Raw genomic sequence first — 17,377 nt, forward strand, 5'->3', positions numbered from 1 at the left:
CGAAACCGGTGGGTGGCAGATCTCTCGTCTGCCCCATCGACCGATCGATTATAGACAAATAACCCCAACCGGGCAAGAGAGGTTTCCGGGAGTGTTACGAATGTGCCGATCAACCTTGCCGCCCGAGATCGAAAATGTTATATTCCGCCATCAAGTCAGGAGACAAACGTGGACGAACCAATCAAAGTAAAAGCCGACCTGATTCCCTACGCCCATGAGTATGCCCGCGATGTTCTTTCCTGGATCGATTCCGAGGAAGTCTACAAAGATGTCTGCCGCGGTCAGGACTGGCCGCCGCCAAAGGATCTGGTGGAGAGCTGGCAGCGTAAGAACGTCGTGTCATATCTGCTGTTTTCCGAGCGTCAGCCGGTAGCGTACGGGGAGTTGTGGAATCGCCCTCTCGAAATGGCCGTGGAGGTCGCTCATCTGATCGTGGCGCCGGCCAAACGCTCGATGGGTTACGGGACGAAAATGCTTGAGGAGTTGTACAATCGCGCCGCAGCGCGACCGGATGTCGCCAAGGTGCTGTTGAACCTGTACTCGGAGAACGAGGTAGCGCTGAGTTGTTATCTCAAGGCCGGGTTCGAGTTGATCGGCACCTCCAGCTACATCACCGGACTCAAGATGGTAAGAATGGTCGAATGAACCGGCCTTGCCCGATCATGCCGGATAAAGACAACGAAAAACATATTCGAGATAGAGAAGGAATTAAGGATGACTGATTTCAAGAACATCCTCGTGGAGATTGCCGACGGCATCATGACCGTCACGATCAACCGCGAGAAAGCCATGAATGCCCTGAATCGGGAGACGATCGACGAGCTGCAGAAGGTACTGCAGGACAACTGGAGCAACGACGAGATCGCCTGTGTGATCGTTACCGGAGCGGGCAAGGCATTCGTGGCCGGAGCCGATATCAAGGAACTGGCCGAGCTCGATGCTCGCGGCGGCACGCTCACCGCGGCTCGGGGTCAGTGGTTGATGAAGAGCCTCCAGAATTTCCCGAAACCGGTCATTGCGGCGGTCAACGGATTCGCTCTCGGCGGCGGCTGCGAACTGGCTATGGCCTGTGACATCAGACTGGCTTCTTCCAAAGCCAAATTGGGACAGCCGGAAGTGAACCTTGGCATCATTCCGGGTTATGGCGGCACGCAACGGTTGCCGCGTCTGGTTGGACGAGGCAAGGCGCTCCAGTTGATTCTGACGGGCGATATGGTCAATGCCGCTGAAGCGTACCGGATCGGTCTGGTCGATGAAGTCTACGAGCCGGAAGAGTTGATGGAAAAGGCTATGACCATGGCTAAGACAATCGCCTCCAAGGGACCGCTGGCAATCATGCATGCCAAGGAATGCGTACACCGTGGACTGGATATCGGTCTTTCGGCCGGATGTGATCTGGAGAAGGCCAATTTCGGAACGGTCTGCAGCACGGCCGACAAGAATGAGGGCATGCAGGCGTTTATCGAAAAACGCAAACCGGACTTCAAAGGAAAATAAAGCACCCGACGTGTGAGTAGGGGATGTATGTGCGGGTGGAGTCTTGATCGGCTCCACCCGTTTTAGTCGGGATGAGCGTGACAAGCAAGTGCCGGTCGGTGACCGATCTGCCGGCGGCCCATCCGTCCACGGGTGGGATTGTGACGACACAAGGGTAGTAGTCGAATCGAAGAATTGTAGGTCGAAATCCCCTGTCCGCCGAAGGCGGATCGCGGAGCGAGGTTTCGACAATGAACTTTGTCAGGCTCTATATATATCGCGGGATCGCAGGGGTCCCGCGCTACGCGGAGTGTTAAAAAAGCCATACGCGCAGATATTTGGCAAACCACAGCCATAATGCGGGCGACGCAAGTATGGGGACTAATTTGACGCTGGCAGGATTAAAAAGCTAATGGAACTGGTGCTGCTGTTTTCAAATTCATTCCTGGTTGGCTTTTCAGGCGCCATGATGCCCGGGCCGCTGCTGACGGTCGGTATTGCCGAAACGCCACGCTCCGGCTGGCGCACCGGGCCGATTATCTCGATTGGCCACGCTATCGCCGAAGTAGTGGTGGTCGTGCTGCTGTCGGCGGGAGTGGTGGCGATCTCGGAAAACGGCATCATTACCGGTGTGATAGGGGTGGCCGGCGGGCTGGCTCTGTTGCTCATGGGCGGCATGATGGCTTATGATATCTTAACCGGCCGGGTTAAATACGAATACACCGGCAACGAGGCGCGCACGCGCAGTTCGGTGCTGATCGGCAAAGGAATAACCGCTTCGATAAGCAATCCCTACTGGTTCGTCTGGTGGGGTACTACCGGGCTGGCGTTCGTGGTCAAATCGGTCAAGTTGGGTATCGCGGGACCGGTCGTGTTCTACTTCGGGCATATTCTTTCGGATTTCGTCTGGTACACGGTCGTGTCGGTGGTGCTCTGGCGCGGCAAGAAGATTTTTGTTGGCGCCGGGCTCAAAACTTTGATTCTCATGTGCGCCGCATTTTTGCTTTATTTGGGCGGCAGCTTTATTATTGACGGTCTCGGCAACCTGGACTGAACCGTTGTCTGATCTCACGCGAACGAAAGGCACCGGCATGAACGTTGAAATCAAACCGCTCGAATCCTCCGACAAAGACTGGGTGCTTACGATCATTCGTCATTGGGGTGCGGATTTTGTCGTTACACGCGGGCGCAAGGTTTACCCGGCTGAAATCGAGGGATTTTACGCAGTCAACGAGACCGGCGAACGGGTGGGGTTGGTAACGTTCGAGATTGTCAACGATCAATGTGAGATAGTTACTCTCGATGCCTTCGTGCAATGGTCCGGAATTGGAACGCAGTTGATCGAACAAGTGCGCACCACCGCCCGCAAGAGAGGCTGTAAGCGACTCTGGTTGATCACCACCAACGACAACATCCCGGCCATTCGCTTCTATCAGCGGCGCGACTTTGAATTAGTCGCGATTCATCGTAACGCCCTCGATTTGTCCCGAGCACTCAAACCGAGTATTCCGCTGGTGGGGATGCACGGCATTCCGATCCGGGACGAGTTGGAATTCGAGCAGAAGTTGTAGAGTGGCCCACCCATTGGGGGCTGTTGAAAAAGTCCTACGCTCGTACGTCCGACAAGACACGTTAGTAATGAGGGCGACACAAGGCCGCCCGCTACGCGAGGTTAGGGCTTTTTAACGCGTAGCGGCGGGGCTTGTCTCCGCCGCGATGGAGGTTTGTCAACAATCCCCGAGGGGTGGGGCACCTACAGCACATCGTAACAATTCCCACACCAACGTCAGGTTGCAAGCAACCTGATCTACGAAGACTTCGAATCCGCCCTTAATACTCTGGCCTTATGGCCGGGATCACGGGGATCCCGGCCTGTGGAAGATCCTATATCAAGCCTCGTCGGTTAATATGTTACCGACACACCTCTCGCCTGGAGTTGCGGGATGTAGGTATTGATCGAGGTGTCGTCCAACGGATTCGAGTCCAGATAGAGGAAATCGCTCGTTGCCAAGCCGGTGTTGTCAATCAGCGGTTCTATGTTGGTGATAGAGTTGTTGGACAGATAGAGGTAATGAATCCCCGGCAGGTACTCCAGCGCTCCGATATCGGTGATGTTGTTGGTGCTGAGATCAAGCGTTACGATCTTGTCCATGTCCATGAGCGAGTCCAGATCGGAGATCTGGTTGTCGCTTAGCAGCAGCAGGTACACCTTCGACATTGCGGATACGGCCCCAATATCGGTGATATCATTAGATGTCGCGTCAAGGACTTCGAGTGCGGCAACCGGTCTGAGATCTTCGAGCGTGGTGAGGTTGTTGTACGAGACATAAAGCGATTGCACCTTGGTCATGCCGCTCAGGGCCGAGAGAGAGGAGATGGTGTTATGGCTCAAGTCGATCCAGGTCATCTCGGTCATGTTCTGAAGCGGTGAAATGTCCGACACGCCACAATAGCTCACTCCAAAGCTGGTCATGGAAGTCAGGCCCTGAAGCGGCGAAAGGTCGCTCAGCGATGGGAACGACGACAGGATCAACTTCTCGAGCGCGATTAGATTCTGGGCTCCCTCGAGGCTCTCAATGTGGTAGCTCCCGGCCTGCGTGCTGCTGCCGATGTTGAGCAGTTCGGTGATTGTGTCCACCTGCGACACGTAGAGGCTGTCGTCCAGCGACACTCCCACCAAATGTGACACGATCGCACGACGGAAGCTCGTATCGGGAATGGTAACGAAGGTGCTGTCGAAGGCGACGGTGGTGAAGTCCCAGATCGGTCCCTCGGTTTGACCGCCGTTGTTGTCGGAGGCGACAATCTGCCAGAAGTATTTGGTACCCAAGTCGAGGCTGGATGTTATCTGCAGGCTAGAGGCCGTGATGTCACCGGCGCCGGGGACGACATCATTGTCGGTGATGTTGGAGTCGTTTCTGAGATAAACCGAATAGTGAACGGTGTTGCCATCCGGGTCGGAACAGGCCCAGTCAAGCGTCGGTGTCCGGGAAATATCGATGGCATGATTGGTCGGCGCTACGATTATCGGTGTTTCCGGGGGATGATTCGATGGCTCGTTGTTGGAATCGGTGGATGAATCGCCACAGCCAACGACAACGGCAAACAAGGTTGCCATAAAAACACATAGAATTCTTCGATAATACATGCTCCCTCACTCCTATTATGAATAATGATAAACGAACGTAACTTGTGTCATTACAAAGATTGCCGATTAAAAAAGCCTCCAATGACCAACAAATAATGACACTAGGCCGTATAGCCCGATGCGTCAAGGAAAAAAAGGATTGCAGGCCCGGGGGGCGGAGGAGATGTCTTATTATCTACGGAATTCACCGACATTGAACAGTTGGCACGTCTCGGGGAGACGTGCCGTACAGCGAAGATGGATTCCCGCTTCCGGGATTGTTGACAAACCTCTATCGCGGCGGAGACAAGCCCCGCCGCTACGCGTTAAAGAGCCCTAACCTCGCGTAGCGGGCGGCCTTGTGTCGCCCGCATTACAGATGTATTTTTACTGAATATCCGGGCGTATGACTTTTTCAACACTCCCTTTCGCGGGAAAGACGTTCTCTAAGGACAGCGGCTGCAGCAGGGGCAGAGGAGATGTCGGCCGCTCGACAACATGGTTGGATTCTTTACGAGGTGTTTCGTGAAGATGATGTATGGAGCGATCTAGTCGTTCGGTGAAGAAACCGAGGACTGACGCTCACCGTCGGTCGACATGCACTCCGACCAGATACTGAACATCTCGTCGTCGCGAGTTTTAGAGTTGATCACGAGGTCGGCTCGTCCGGCGCGAATCATAGTTGTGAAGGTGTTCAGCAGATATGGATCGAAAGCCGTTCCGGATTCCGAGAGCATGATCGAGAGAGCTTTCTCGGTATCGTAGGCTTTACGGTAGACGCGGTCGGACGTGAGGGCATCGAATACGTCGGCGATACAGATGATGCGTGCTCCGAGCGGAATGTCGTCCCCCTTGAGTCCCGAAGGATAACCTCGGCCGTCGAGCCGTTCATGATGATGCAGGATCAGGGGGAAAAGGTCCCAGGGGAATTCTTTGCCTCGGAGCACCTCGATTCCAAGCTCGGGATGCTTGCGGATCGCCATAAATTCCGAGTCGGTCAGTTTCCCGGCCTTCTTCAGGATGGCATCCTCGATCCTGACTTTACCAAGGTCGTGAAGCAGAGCACCCGCAACGATGGTTTTAAGCTGGAAAGTTTTCATCCCGAGTTCTTTGGCCAGCAGCAACGCCAGGGAAGCGACTCGATCGGAGTGACCCTTGGTGTATTTGTCTTTGCGATCGACATCTTTTGCCATCGAGTCGAAAATGTCGAGATACAACTGCTCGATCGACGCGATAACTTTCTCGGTCTGCTCGCGGCGGCCTTCGGCCTTGACCGATCGATACAGGGCGTATGAGGATTCGAGATCGTTGAGAGCATCGTCTTTGTGGTCCATCTCGTTGTGCAGCTTGCCGCGTTCGAGCAGAATTTCCGCTTCAAGGAATTGGGCGCGGATTTGACGGGCGATGTCGATAGCTTTGTTAAAGGAATCGCGCGAGGCGAGATAATCGCGTTCCTGTCGCCGAATTTTACCGAAGATTTTATGGGTCTCGGCCAGATGACCGTTAATCACGTTGTCCTCGGTGAGACGTTTCTGGGCAGCTTCACAATGCTGACGGGCTTCTTCCAAATCGCCGTCCTGCTGGAGTAAGTCGGCCAGGTTGAGGTCAACAATCAGTTTGAGGGAGGCATCCTTGATCTGAAGCGCAGTCTCGTAAGCGCTCCGGAAATGAGTGCCTGCTTCTTGGTACCTTTCCTGCTCGATGCAGGTAATACCTATATTGTTTTCGGTATAAGCTGCTTTGCGTATTTCATTGTTCGTGCGGTATATGTCGAGCGATTCGGCGTAGAGGACCAACGCCCGCTCGCGGTCCCCTTTCATGTTGTTGATGGTGCCGAGGTTGTTGACCAGATCGGCATAAAGGGTTTGTTCGCCGAGATCGCGGGCAAGTGAGATGGCTTCATCGTAATTGATTTCAGCTTCCTCGAACTCGCCGAGGTCGACATAGACGACGCCGAGATTGCGCAACGCCCGACAGGTGCCCTCTTTATCGCCCAGGCGACGGTAGGCGCCGATAGCCCGCTGAATATATCCCAGCGCGCGGTCGTGTTCTCCTTGTTTGGCGAGAAGTTGACCGATCTGGATGAATGTTTCGGAGCGGATTTTGAGTTGGTCGGAATCGCGGCAGAACTCGAGGACTTTTTGATATTCGTCGATGGCTTCCTTGAGCTTGCCCTGTTTGGCGAAGATACGACCTTTTTCCTGATGGAGACTGAAGCGGAGTTCCGGGGACAAAAGGCCTACTTCTTTGGAGGCCCAGATATCCTCGACGGTTTTGAGATAACCGATCGCTCGGTCATAATCGAAACCGGCGGCGGCTTCGTTCGCCAGGGTCATGAGATTGGCGATCGTTTCCTGCCAGTCGGTCTCTGATGAGGCTGAGCTGCGCCTCGTGAGTTGCTGGTCTTTGTTTAGTCTCTTCGAAGGATCTTCGTTGTCATGCCTACCGGGCATTCAGTTTCCTCTTAAGGTTGCTGAGCACCTGAACCGAATCCTGAAAACGTCTGTCCATGCCAATTTGCTTGAACATGACCGCGGCCGCGTCGAGCTTGGCACAGGCAATATCGTAATTTCCTCGATCTTTCTCAAGCAATCCCTGCTCAAAAACGGTCTCCGCTTCCATAGCCGGCATTTTGTTGGTAACGGCCATGTTGTGCGTGACGGTCAGCATGTCCGCCGCGGCGTCGATATTGCCCATGACCCGCAGGATGCGACCGTCGATAAGGTTCAGTTCCGCTTCGAGGGCTTTTGAATTCAACCCCGGTAGAATCTTGCGAGCGGTGTCGATTACCGACTTGGCGATAATGGTCTCGCCCCGCTCCAAATGACATCGAGCAATGTTCTGGTAACAAATCTCCACCAGATTAAGGTCCTTTTCGTCCAGGGCTACCGCCAGGGCTCCGTTAAGGTTTTCCACAGCCTGATCGAATTCACCGATCTCGGTGTGAGTCAAACCTATATTCAATAAGACGTATCCCTGACGTATAACGTTTCCTGCCGATTCGAAATCGGACAGACAAAGTTTCAAGACCTTAATCGCCTCGGCATGTTCTCCTCTGGCGGAGCGAACCGCCCCGAGCGTGTTCAGGACGGTTGCGCGGAGTTCATAGTCGGAGGTCTGGGTGGCCCATTCGAGAGCTTCCTCGCAGAGGTCTTCACAACGATTATAATTACCCTGCTGGAACTCGGCGTTGGCGCGGTTACGAGCGCATTCGGTAGCGCCGCGATATTCACCGGCCGCGAGGAAAAGACGCTGGGCTTCGAGATAGCTGCCGTTGGCCCCCTCCCAATCCGACTGCATCATACGAGCCCGGCCGGTTTCCTTGAGCACTCCCGCTCGCAGCACCTGGTCTTGTTCCGCCTCGTTGGAGACGATAGCCGACTTGAGCAAGTCCAGAGCGACGATCGGGTTACCCTGTTTCAGCCATCCCCGGGCCAGGTCAAGCAGCGCCCGGCCGTCGGAGATACCGGCGCAGGGTTGGGAGCCGGTGCGATATGTCGTCGTGGTGTCTAACATTTTCCTCGGTTTCCTCTAATGGCTTCCTCTAATCGCTGCTTCTCACTTACTCTTTAGCGCAGGGAACCTCTGTCGATGAGGTCGGAAATAAGACCATAGGCCGAGAAATGGTTCAGATAACCCGTTACGGTCTTGTTGACAAAATCAACGCTGCAGATGACATCGTCGAATTGACCGGTAACTTCGTTATAGAACCCGATACGGATGGTGGACTCGTCGACCATCGACAAATCAGCGTCGCGGTAAGACATAGTCACCTTGACCGGCTCATCGAAAACCAGACCGTCGGTGCCAAACTCATTATAGAACACGTTGATGTCAGGAATAGAGATACTGAAAGTCGTATCATTCGGTACCGCGTGAGGCGGGATCTCCAAAATGACATCCATCAATTCCAGACGACCACCCTGTTCGGACGAAATAACCTGCTCACAATACAGGTTGGCCGGGGTCATCAGAACCGATGAGGACGAAGCCGAGCGCTGCAACAACTGCGGTTCAACGCTTGTGTTGGTGTCACCAACCGGTGAACGAGAACAACCGGCGATGGCAAGCAGGCCCGCCAGGGCGACGATCATGATCTTGTTAGTAAGACTCTTGACGTTGGCGCGTTCCATAGATGAACTCCTTACTACGGTATGCTTTGAACCAGACATTGACTTCTTCATTGCGAAGGGGATTATCGCAAGGTCTGTGCCGCAGCCGTTATTATCTTGTATGTCGCTGGCAGGTAATGAGTTGTGTGTCGTATGCAGAGCTTGGAGAAGTGATCCTTACAGAGTTGAGACGGAACGATATGATCCGGGAAGTATTCGGGTTGTAAAGGTATGTCGATGAAAACTATAGGCTTATAGCGACAGGAAGAAAGATGGAACGTTATGTTCCGATAGCGATATTGTTACAGAATCAGGTCTTGCGGCGATCCTGTTCGAATCCCCCGGCCTCAATAATACGACGCAAACGAGGTCTCGATATACCGAGGAATTTGGCAGTTAAGGTCTTGTTCCACTTGAACATATCCAGAACCTGCAGCACTATGGACTGTTCCGCTTCTTCCAGGCTAAAACCTTGTGGGGGAACATCGATCACTATCTGTTGCCGTTCGGCCAGGCTGACTCGCCCCTTTTTGAGACTTCCCTTGATGTCTTTGAGGCTAATGGTTCTGGTCTGGGTCAGGAGCACCGCCCGCTCGATTACGTTGCAAAGCTCACGAACATTTCCCGGCCAGGAGTAGGCCATCATCTCCGAAATTGCCTTGTCGGATAGCTGCAGATCGTTTTTACGATATATGGTGGAGTAGAAATCGAGGTAATGGAGCGCTGTCCGACGGATATCCTCAGGTCGGTCGGCCAGAGGGGGCAGTTGAAGAGTCAGCAGGCTGAGCCGGAAGTAGAGGTCTTCACGGAAACGGCCCTCGTGCATGGCTTCTTCGAGGTCGATATTGGTGGCGGCAAGAACGCGGACATCGATATCGATATGGTTAACATCACCGACTCGACGGAGTTTTTTATCTTCGAGCACTTTCAACAGCTTAGCCTGAGCCGAGGCGGTAAGGTTGCCGACTTCATCGAGGAAAATAGTCCCGCCCGCAGCGTATTCGAACAAACCCATTTTGTCGTGTTTGGCGTCGGTGAAAGCTCCCTTGACATGTCCAAACAGTTCCGACTCGAACAGGTCATCCGGTATCGCTGAGCAGTTTACCTCAACCAGGTTATGCTTGCGGCGCATGCCGGTATGATGGAGGACCTTGGCAACCAGACCCTTACCCGAGCCGGTCGGTCCCAGTATCAAAGCGCTGGGAAAATCGACATCGGAAAGAGTTGAAATAGCGGATCGAATTTCACTGATAGCCGGGGATTCGCCGATGATGGCGTCCAGGCCGTAGCGGCTGGGTTTTTCGCCGGAACCGGCTCCCTCCTCTTCGAGCTCGTTGAGTAACCAATCGAGGCGTCGCAGGCATTGGTCCGAGGTCAATACTTCCGACACTCCCAGTTTGGCCACCCGTCGTGCCTTTTCCTGGGTCGGTTGGTCCGATTTTCCGATCAGCTTGACTTCTTTACCGCCGGTGGCGAGAGAAACGAGGAAATCGTCACGGGCAAAATTGGGGCTGTCCAGGTCGACGAATATGGTTTTGATCCGATCTTCGGCCGAATACAATTCGGGGCGGTCGTACCAGACCAGTCGTCCGTTTGAACCAACCTTGGAGCGAATCAATCGTTGTTGTTTTCGGTTCAGCACATCGCCGTAGACGGCGGTTTGATTCGGCATGTTTTAAGCCTTCATCGGATAAACGATCATGTCCGGCTGCACAGATCAACGGGATAAATCCCGAAGAGTTAATCCGCAGGGGCTCACAGGATCAGGTCAGACCAGATCCTCCTGAGCGACGCGGTTGGCTTGTTCCAGCAAAGATGATAAGGTCTGTGAGGCCTCAAAAGCTTTCCTGAATTCCTCGTGGGCTCTGTCTTGTTGTCCGCTTTTCATGTATTCCACGGCTTTGTCTGCATGGTGGTGGACCTGAGCATGCGGCGTTTCGATTTTGCGGAACTCCTCCAGGTGGCGGCATTTGGTCTGTCCCGATCCGTAATACCATTTGCCGAAACGGCATTGGGTATGATCACAGGGAGTCCAGGCTTGCGGATCGATAGTTCGCTCGATAATGTGTTGCAGACGGTCCATATATAAAACATGATCGCGCTGAGCCGCCTGGAACATGGTGATCTGGTCGGTGTCAAAGCGGAATTGATCGACAATCCGCTGGAGGCCGTTGGCCTGGCGGTTGAGTTCCTCGGCCGCCTGCGCCGATTGTTCCGATCCGCGGGCGGTATCGGTCGTAACGGTTGAGATCTGTTCGACACTGCGGGTAACTTCTTCGGCTGCCGAGGATTGTTGTTCAGCAGCCGTGGCAATTTGCTGGATCATGTCCATCACCTGCTGGGACATGGTCACGATATCGTTCAGACTGTTGCCGGCCCGATCAACCAGTTCGCGCCCTTTGTCGACCTCCTGCACTCCGGATTCCATCGACTCTACCGCTTCCTCTGTCTGGCGCTGTATACCCTTGATCATCTGGCTTATCTCAGCGGTAGCTTTGCCGGTTCGTTCGGCCAGTTTGCGAACCTCATCGGCGACAACGGCAAAACCACGGCCCTGTTCACCGGCGCGAGCGGCTTCAATGGCGGCGTTAAGAGCCAGCAGGTTGGTCTGGTCGGCAATATCATCGATCACGCGGGTGATTTCTCCGATCTGATCGGCTGAGCGCGCCAGGTCCGTTATTGACTGAGCCGACATTCGCACTACGTCTGAAATAGTTTGCATTCCCGCAATAGCGCTGTGAACCACTCGACCGCCGTCGGTGGCGGTGTTGGCGGCGTTGCGCGAGGCATCGGTTGCGACCGATGCGTTTTTAGAAGACTCGAAAATAGTCGCAGTCATTTCTTCGATAGCCGTGGAGACTTCCTGCACGCGCTGGGCCTGATCCTGTACCCCCTCGGCGATACGACCCGATGTGGCCGAGATAGTCGAGGCGGCGCTGGTTAACTCACGGGACGAGTCGGACAGTTGCCGGATAATGTGCGTGAGGTTGTCAAGCATGGTCTTGACCGACTGGCCCAGGGTGTCCTTGGAAGAACGAGGTTGTAACCGAGCGGTCAGGTCACCTTCAGCGATACTCTTGGCCACGAAAGAGAGATTTTTCATATAGTCGGAAAGTTTGGAGAAAGCGATCGCAAGAGTAGTTATTTCGTCGTTTCCTCGAACTTCGAGGTGTTGCTCAACGTCTCCTTCGGCCATCTTGGTGGCGATTTCAGCTACTCGTGAGACGCGCCGTGAGATTCTCTGTGAAACGAAATACGACAACGCCATTACGACCAGCGTGCCGAACAACCCTACCAGAAGTACGGCGATCAGTTGGCTATTAAGGTGCGCCAACACCTGTTTCTCGGGAACGATTGTAAGTAAAATAGGTGTCTCTTGAGTGTTGCCGAGAAGCCCCTCAGCTTTCGGTGAATGTACAAACGAGACCCCGAGATACGTATTTTCTCCGTTGACAGGTCTTATTATAACCTGATCGTCAGAGGCTGAACGGATTGCCTGTTTGAGTTGTGTCCAGGTGGATTTGTCTTCAGCCGCGAGATTCCAATTCGGGTTTGCTTTTCCCGACAAGACCAAATCACGGGAGGGACAGATCAGGATACTGTGGGAGTCGTCATAACCGAAACCGGCAAGGACACTGCTGCATTTGGCGACCGCCTGGTCGATTTCGTCAAAATCCAAAAAGGCTACGAAGCCGCCGTTGACTTCTCCCGAGGAGCTGTGCGATGGATAGCAGTAAGCATAGGTGTAGCTGTTGCTCAACCCGAGTTGTTCCATTGTTTGAGAACGAATAAGATTCACGGCCGGGTTTTCAACGTTGGCGATGTCCTTGAAATCGGTAAGTATTTTCCCCTTGAGAGCCGATGCATCGACTTTGATTAAAGGGGATCCTGCGATTTCAACCACTCGGGCGGATTTATCGATCAGAGCTACCAGACTGAATCCGGAAGTGCCGGCCATCCAGCGCTCGAACTGCGCAGCGACTTCGGTGGTAGAATTGAACTCCAGGGCGATGCCGAACATGTCATCGCGTGTCCAGAAGGTAAATACTTCGGACCGGTTAGTCAGGATGCGATCAAGTTCATCGGCGAATTGGCCGTTTGAAACCTGGATCAAATTCTGGCTGTTCTGCTGAAACGCTGATTTTGAAAAGTTATAGAAATAGGTGATTACAGCAACGATTACCAGCAGACTTATGAGACCGGTTCCAAGAATCTGATTCCGGATATTCCACTTAATTGACAGTTTCACTCGTTATCTCCTGTTTCAACCCGTGAGCGGATTACTCGGACAATAGTCTAGTGGTATATTTGTCGGCAAAATGGCGCTGTTTGTGAACCTCTGGTCGTTGGTTTACATCAACTCCGCCAACCGGTTGCGGGCTATCAGCTGCCTTGAGAGGCACGTTTGCAGCTCTTGAACCTGTTAAGTGCCATTCGTCTGATATCTTTTTATAGGTCAACGGTATCGGGGTGACGCGAAGTCGCTTGCTGGGCGGGATCAGGGCTGTAATCGCGTATTCGGGATGTATGTTTTTTCCCGGTAAGCAGTAGCAGGTGGTGGTTTTCGAGACACTATATCGCGGAAGTCCTGATAGTCTCGTATCATATTAGTAGTTTGAAGTTTACAATTTGCCCCGGTATGCTATCTTCGATGGGCTACCGATGATCATGTACAAGTATGGCTAGTAAGCAGAAATTAACTCTTGCCGAATTGGTCGGTAAGTGTCTCGAAGGAGATGCCGAGGCCTGGTCCCGGTTGGTCGATGTGATCACGCCGGTGATTCTATCCGTATGTCGTTCCATGGGGCTCACCCGTGAGGACAGCCTCGACATTTTCGGTCAGACCTGTTATCTGCTATTAACCAACCTGGAGCGTTTGACCTCTCCGGACAAGGTAATCGCTTATGTCGCTACCACTACGCGCCGTGAAGTGCTGGCCAGTGTTCGTCGCGGACGGTTGTTCGAGGCGGCGCGAGAATCGGGCGTAATCGATGTGATCGGGCATAGTACGGCTAATCCTGAGCAGTTGGCCGAGCAGGCGGAAGAGACGGAGATTCTGATGAAAGCTATCTGGAAGCTGCCGGAACGTGACGCCCGCCTGATGTACCACCTGTTTTTGGATCCGTCGGAGCCTTCTTATGAAGAAATATCCGAAAGACTGAAAATACCGGTGGCCTCAATAGGCCCTACCCGGGCTCGCTGCCTCCTCAAGTTGAGCAGAATTTTAAAGCGAATGGGGGACCTGTTTTAGGAGTATTTTTGCCGTTTGTTACGGCTCTTACAAATGGGTAAGAACGATATGAAAGGATATGAAGGCTACATTGATCGGCTGGTGGAGCTTCTGCAGGGAAAGCTGAAAGGCCGACGCAAGGCGCAATTGGAAGCTGAGATCAAGGCTGATCCGAAGCTGGCCGAGATCATGGCCGGTCTTAAGGGTTTGCTCAAAATCGGTGATAACCTGCGCCGAAGCGATTTAAACCGGGCTGTTCGGGGATTGTCCGACAGGCTTTTTGCTGATTTTATGCGCAGCCGTCGTGATCCTGAAAGTCGGACCGGTATTCGTGTTTTTGACTCGCGTGACATTCCGCTGCCTGAAGGGGTACGCCCGGCTACGGTTGATACCCGACGTCTGCGTTGGCAGTTACCCAAGGGTGAATTGGAGATGGCTGTTTACCCGATTACCGACAGCGCCTTTGAAGTAATCGGCCAGGTAACGGGAATAGAGGCCGACCAACCGGTCATAGCCGAAATCAAAACAGCTCATGGGATTCTAAAAGCTGAGGCTGATCCTTTCGGTTTGTTCCGGTTCGAGCGCGTTCCCAGGGGAAGCCGCGAGTTGATACTCCATGCCGGCCCTAATCGAATTGGTTCAGTTGCGTTTGACTTATGATCTACCTTGAAGATCTGGCGGGACTCGATCAAGAACCCGCCCTGAGCAGATTAATCGAGCTCAAGTACGGTGGTGATCCGGAAGCGTTTCTGTCCGATCTGGACAGCGGCCTCAACCGGCTGATCAGGACCGATCTCGGCCAGGCCGCGAAGTACGTCGAACAAGCTCGCAAGCTCAGCAATTCGATTCATCGCAAGTACGAAGGGCGACTGGTGTCGTTGTCGGCCCGACTGGCGTTATGGTCGGGGGACTACACGGCGGCGTTGCGGTTATATCAGCAGGCATTGAAGCTGTTCGAGAAGTATCGTCAGTACGAAGCCGCCGCTCGTCTGCATAAAGGTACGATCGAAGTGTTGATGTACCTGGGACGTTATGATGAAGCGCTTGACTCCGGCCGGAAAGCGTTGCGTTTTTTCCGCCGCAAAGAGATGCTCACCGATGAAGCGCAAACTCTGACCAACATAGGTAACGTTTATCATCGCATGGACATGAACCATGAGGCGTTGCGTTACTATGATAAAGCCCGCAAGATATTCGAACCGACGGGTGGGGTGCCGCTGGCCGTAGTCGATTACAACCGCGCCAACATTCATGCCAATCTTAATCATTTGCAGCAGGCTCGTAAGCTCTACGCTGAAGCAGCTAATGTCTATCGCGAGCAGGGATTGTTGATTGCCGAATCCCAGGCCAATTATTCGGTTGCCTATTTATTATTCCTGGAGGACCGCTACACTGAGGCGATGACCCTGTTCGAGCATGTCTATGAGAAGTTCCAGGAGTTAGGAGATCGCAAGTCAGCCGCGGTAACGCAACTGGACCTGGTTGAGTTGAATGTTCAGGTGAACCAGTTCGGCATGGCAATGATGTTGGGAGAGGCTTGCCTGCCGGAACTGCTCAAACTCAAGATGAATTACGAGGCAGCCAAGGCACATTACTTCGTTGCTCTGGCACGACTGGCCATGGAGGATTACCGTTCTGCGGGCAACCGTTTGAAGCAGGCGGAACGGATGTTCGAAGCGGAAAAAAATGACCTTTGGCTTGGTCTGGTGGGAGTCGCTCGGGCTCGTCTGGCTCAGAAGCAGGGGGAACCGGCTGAAGCGGCTGAGGCTGCCGAAGCGGCAATTGCGAAATTTTCGGCAAGCCATGACCGTCGCCGTGAGATCGATGCCCGTCTGGTATTACTGCAGACTTTATACGAGTCGAATCAATTGGACAAGGCCGACAGCCAGTTACGGCGGCTGCGACGAGCGAAACTGGCCGGATACCAGAAATACCAATTGAACGCGATCATTGCTGATTTCTACTTCCGGCGTGGTTTGTTTGAACAAGCCTCACGTTACTATCGTGAAGCGGTAATGGTCGTTGAGCAGATGCTGACGGGACTGCATCGCGACGATCTTCGCTATTTCTTCGCTGTCGACAAATACCACAGCTATCGCCGTCTGGTAGAGAGTCTTCTCAAACTGGGGAAAACCCAGGAATCGTTCATTCAGAGCCTCAATGCGCTCAACATGCTTAACCATCCAACGGTTTCGATTGAGCGTCTTCAGGGTGAGGTGCCGGCGGCGTTGATCGAGAAGATGGATCAACTGCGAACGACCCTGACCCGGCTGTATAAATTCCCCCGTTCGGGAGAACGTTCCACGGTTGATCAGGCGGATTATCGAGAAGTTGAACAGCAGTTATTTTACTATCATCGCCGGGCGGTATCACATAGCTCGGCCAAGGCGGTTTCAGGACAGAACGGTGTCACTCCCGAGACTTTGCTTCGAAGACTCCGAAAGCAGAAACGCAGTCTGGTTGTTTATCATGGAGACGATGACTCCCTGGGTGCATTTGTCGCAAACGGTGACGGTGTTGTCTACGTGTCGCTGGACTGCTGCACGAACGAAGTCGAAGGCCTTGTTCGCAAATTACATTTTTTGGCCGAGAGGACCGTATCGCACCGACATGAAGCAGTGAGTACGACCGAGGCGTGTGAGTATTATCTCGGTCGTATCTATGCGTTGCTGGTCGCACCGCTGTTATCGCATTGTCGTCGGGATGAGATTGTATTCGTGCCGTCGGGAGTGTTGATGCAGGTTCCATTCATGGCACTCTGTGATGAATCCGGTCGATACCTCAAAGACGATCGTGGAATTCAAATCGCAGTAGATCCGTTGCAACCGCCGGTGTCGTCAAAAGGGGCTTACAATCGGCTAAAATCGGCGGTTTTTGCGGTTGATTCGGAAGAACTTCCGTTGGTCCGCAAAGAAGGGAAACAAATCAGCCGGATATTCGACAACGCGAAATTTTACTCGGCTAAACGGGCCAGTTCTGTCCACCTGATGCGAGAACTTGTTGAATCAAAGGGATTTGTTCATGTGGCCGCACACGCTTCGCGGTCATCGGAGAACCCTCTTTTCTCGCGGATACTACTGGCGGACGGACCTTACTTCCCCTTTGATTTGTTTGATTCAGGCGTAAGTGCGCGGCTGGTAACACTTTCCGGTTGCCAGACGGCGGCTCCCGGGTTATATTATGGAAACTCTTTCAGTCTGGCGCGAGCATTTCACCAGGCTGGTAGCCGCCAAGTACTCGCCTCGCTCTGGCCTGTTGCCGATGAAGTAACTGAAAGGTTTATGACCGATTTTTACAGACGTTTGAAAAAGTCTGGGTCGGTGGTGGCTTCTTATCGGGAGACGATTAACGACATGCACCGCTGGTGTTGTAATCCGGCTCTCTGGGGAGCCTATATATTGATCGGAGAGGAATAACTGCTAGAGAGGTAAA

Annotated in this window: 13 protein-coding genes; 7 read left to right on the plus strand and 6 right to left on the minus strand. The window is 53.4% G+C overall.

Features of this window, described 5'->3' with window-relative positions; all coding sequences use genetic code 11:
- The first annotated feature begins 168 nt into the window (after positions 1-168).
- The 4 genes from PLF13_04435 (at position 169) to PLF13_04450 (ending at position 3,047) form a co-directional block, all read left to right on the plus strand.
- Positions 169-645, plus strand: a complete 477-nt coding sequence (locus PLF13_04435) for a GNAT family N-acetyltransferase (protein HOP06521.1) — start codon at positions 169-171, stop codon at positions 643-645.
- A 69-nt stretch (positions 646-714) separates the two neighbouring features.
- Positions 715-1,497 (plus strand): enoyl-CoA hydratase-related protein, encoded by a 783-nt coding sequence (locus PLF13_04440; GenBank protein ID HOP06522.1) that lies wholly within the window; start codon positions 715-717, stop codon positions 1,495-1,497.
- A 391-nt stretch (positions 1,498-1,888) separates the two neighbouring features.
- Positions 1,889-2,530, plus strand: a complete 642-nt coding sequence (locus tag PLF13_04445; protein HOP06523.1) for a LysE family transporter — start codon at positions 1,889-1,891, stop codon at positions 2,528-2,530.
- A 4-nt stretch (positions 2,531-2,534) separates the two neighbouring features.
- Entirely contained in the window at positions 2,535-3,047 is a 513-nt protein-coding gene (locus tag PLF13_04450) for a GNAT family N-acetyltransferase (protein HOP06524.1), read from the plus strand.
- Positions 3,048-3,379: 332 nt separating this feature from the next.
- Here PLF13_04450 and PLF13_04455 read toward each other — a convergent pair whose 3' ends face one another.
- From PLF13_04455 to PLF13_04480, 6 genes are all read right to left on the minus strand, one after another.
- Positions 3,380-4,624 carry a leucine-rich repeat domain-containing protein gene (locus PLF13_04455; GenBank protein HOP06525.1) on the minus strand — a complete coding sequence of 415 codons (1,245 nt, stop codon included), beginning with the start codon at positions 4,622-4,624 and terminating at the stop codon, positions 3,380-3,382.
- Between the two features lie 527 nt (positions 4,625-5,151).
- Positions 5,152-7,056 (minus strand): tetratricopeptide repeat protein, encoded by a 1,905-nt coding sequence (locus tag PLF13_04460; GenBank protein HOP06526.1) that lies wholly within the window; start codon positions 7,054-7,056, stop codon positions 5,152-5,154.
- Positions 7,046-8,119 (minus strand): tetratricopeptide repeat protein, encoded by a 1,074-nt coding sequence (locus PLF13_04465; protein ID HOP06527.1) that lies wholly within the window; start codon positions 8,117-8,119, stop codon positions 7,046-7,048. Before PLF13_04465 ends, PLF13_04460 begins: the two co-directional genes overlap by 11 nt.
- A 53-nt stretch (positions 8,120-8,172) precedes the next feature.
- On the minus strand, positions 8,173-8,736 hold the full coding sequence (locus PLF13_04470; protein ID HOP06528.1) for a hypothetical protein: 564 nt from the start codon (positions 8,734-8,736) through the stop codon (positions 8,173-8,175).
- Between the two features lie 289 nt (positions 8,737-9,025).
- The gene (locus PLF13_04475) at positions 9,026-10,387 is read right to left on the minus strand and encodes a sigma-54 dependent transcriptional regulator (GenBank protein HOP06529.1); all 1,362 of its coding nucleotides are present in this window, start codon (positions 10,385-10,387) and stop codon (positions 9,026-9,028) included.
- Positions 10,388-10,483: 96 nt separating this feature from the next.
- Positions 10,484-12,964 (minus strand): methyl-accepting chemotaxis protein, encoded by a 2,481-nt coding sequence (locus tag PLF13_04480; protein ID HOP06530.1) that lies wholly within the window; start codon positions 12,962-12,964, stop codon positions 10,484-10,486.
- A 429-nt stretch (positions 12,965-13,393) separates the two neighbouring features.
- On the opposite strand from PLF13_04480, the gene PLF13_04485 reads away from it, so the two are divergent.
- Genes PLF13_04485 through PLF13_04495 form a run of 3 tightly spaced genes read left to right on the plus strand, consistent with a single transcriptional unit; the run spans position 13,394 to position 17,361 of the window.
- A complete protein-coding gene (locus PLF13_04485; GenBank protein ID HOP06531.1) occupies positions 13,394-13,966 on the plus strand; it encodes a sigma-70 family RNA polymerase sigma factor in 573 nt (190 codons plus the stop codon).
- Positions 13,967-14,014: 48 nt separating this feature from the next.
- Positions 14,015-14,605 (plus strand): hypothetical protein, encoded by a 591-nt coding sequence (locus PLF13_04490; GenBank protein ID HOP06532.1) that lies wholly within the window; start codon positions 14,015-14,017, stop codon positions 14,603-14,605.
- On the plus strand, positions 14,602-17,361 hold the full coding sequence (locus tag PLF13_04495) for a CHAT domain-containing protein (protein HOP06533.1): 2,760 nt from the start codon (positions 14,602-14,604) through the stop codon (positions 17,359-17,361). Before PLF13_04490 ends, PLF13_04495 begins: the two co-directional genes overlap by 4 nt.
- The last annotated feature ends 16 nt before the right edge of the window (positions 17,362-17,377 follow it).

This window comes from Candidatus Zixiibacteriota bacterium, from assembly GCA_035380245.1.
Lineage (GTDB): Bacteria > Zixibacteria > MSB-5A5 > GN15 > FEB-12 > DAOSXA01.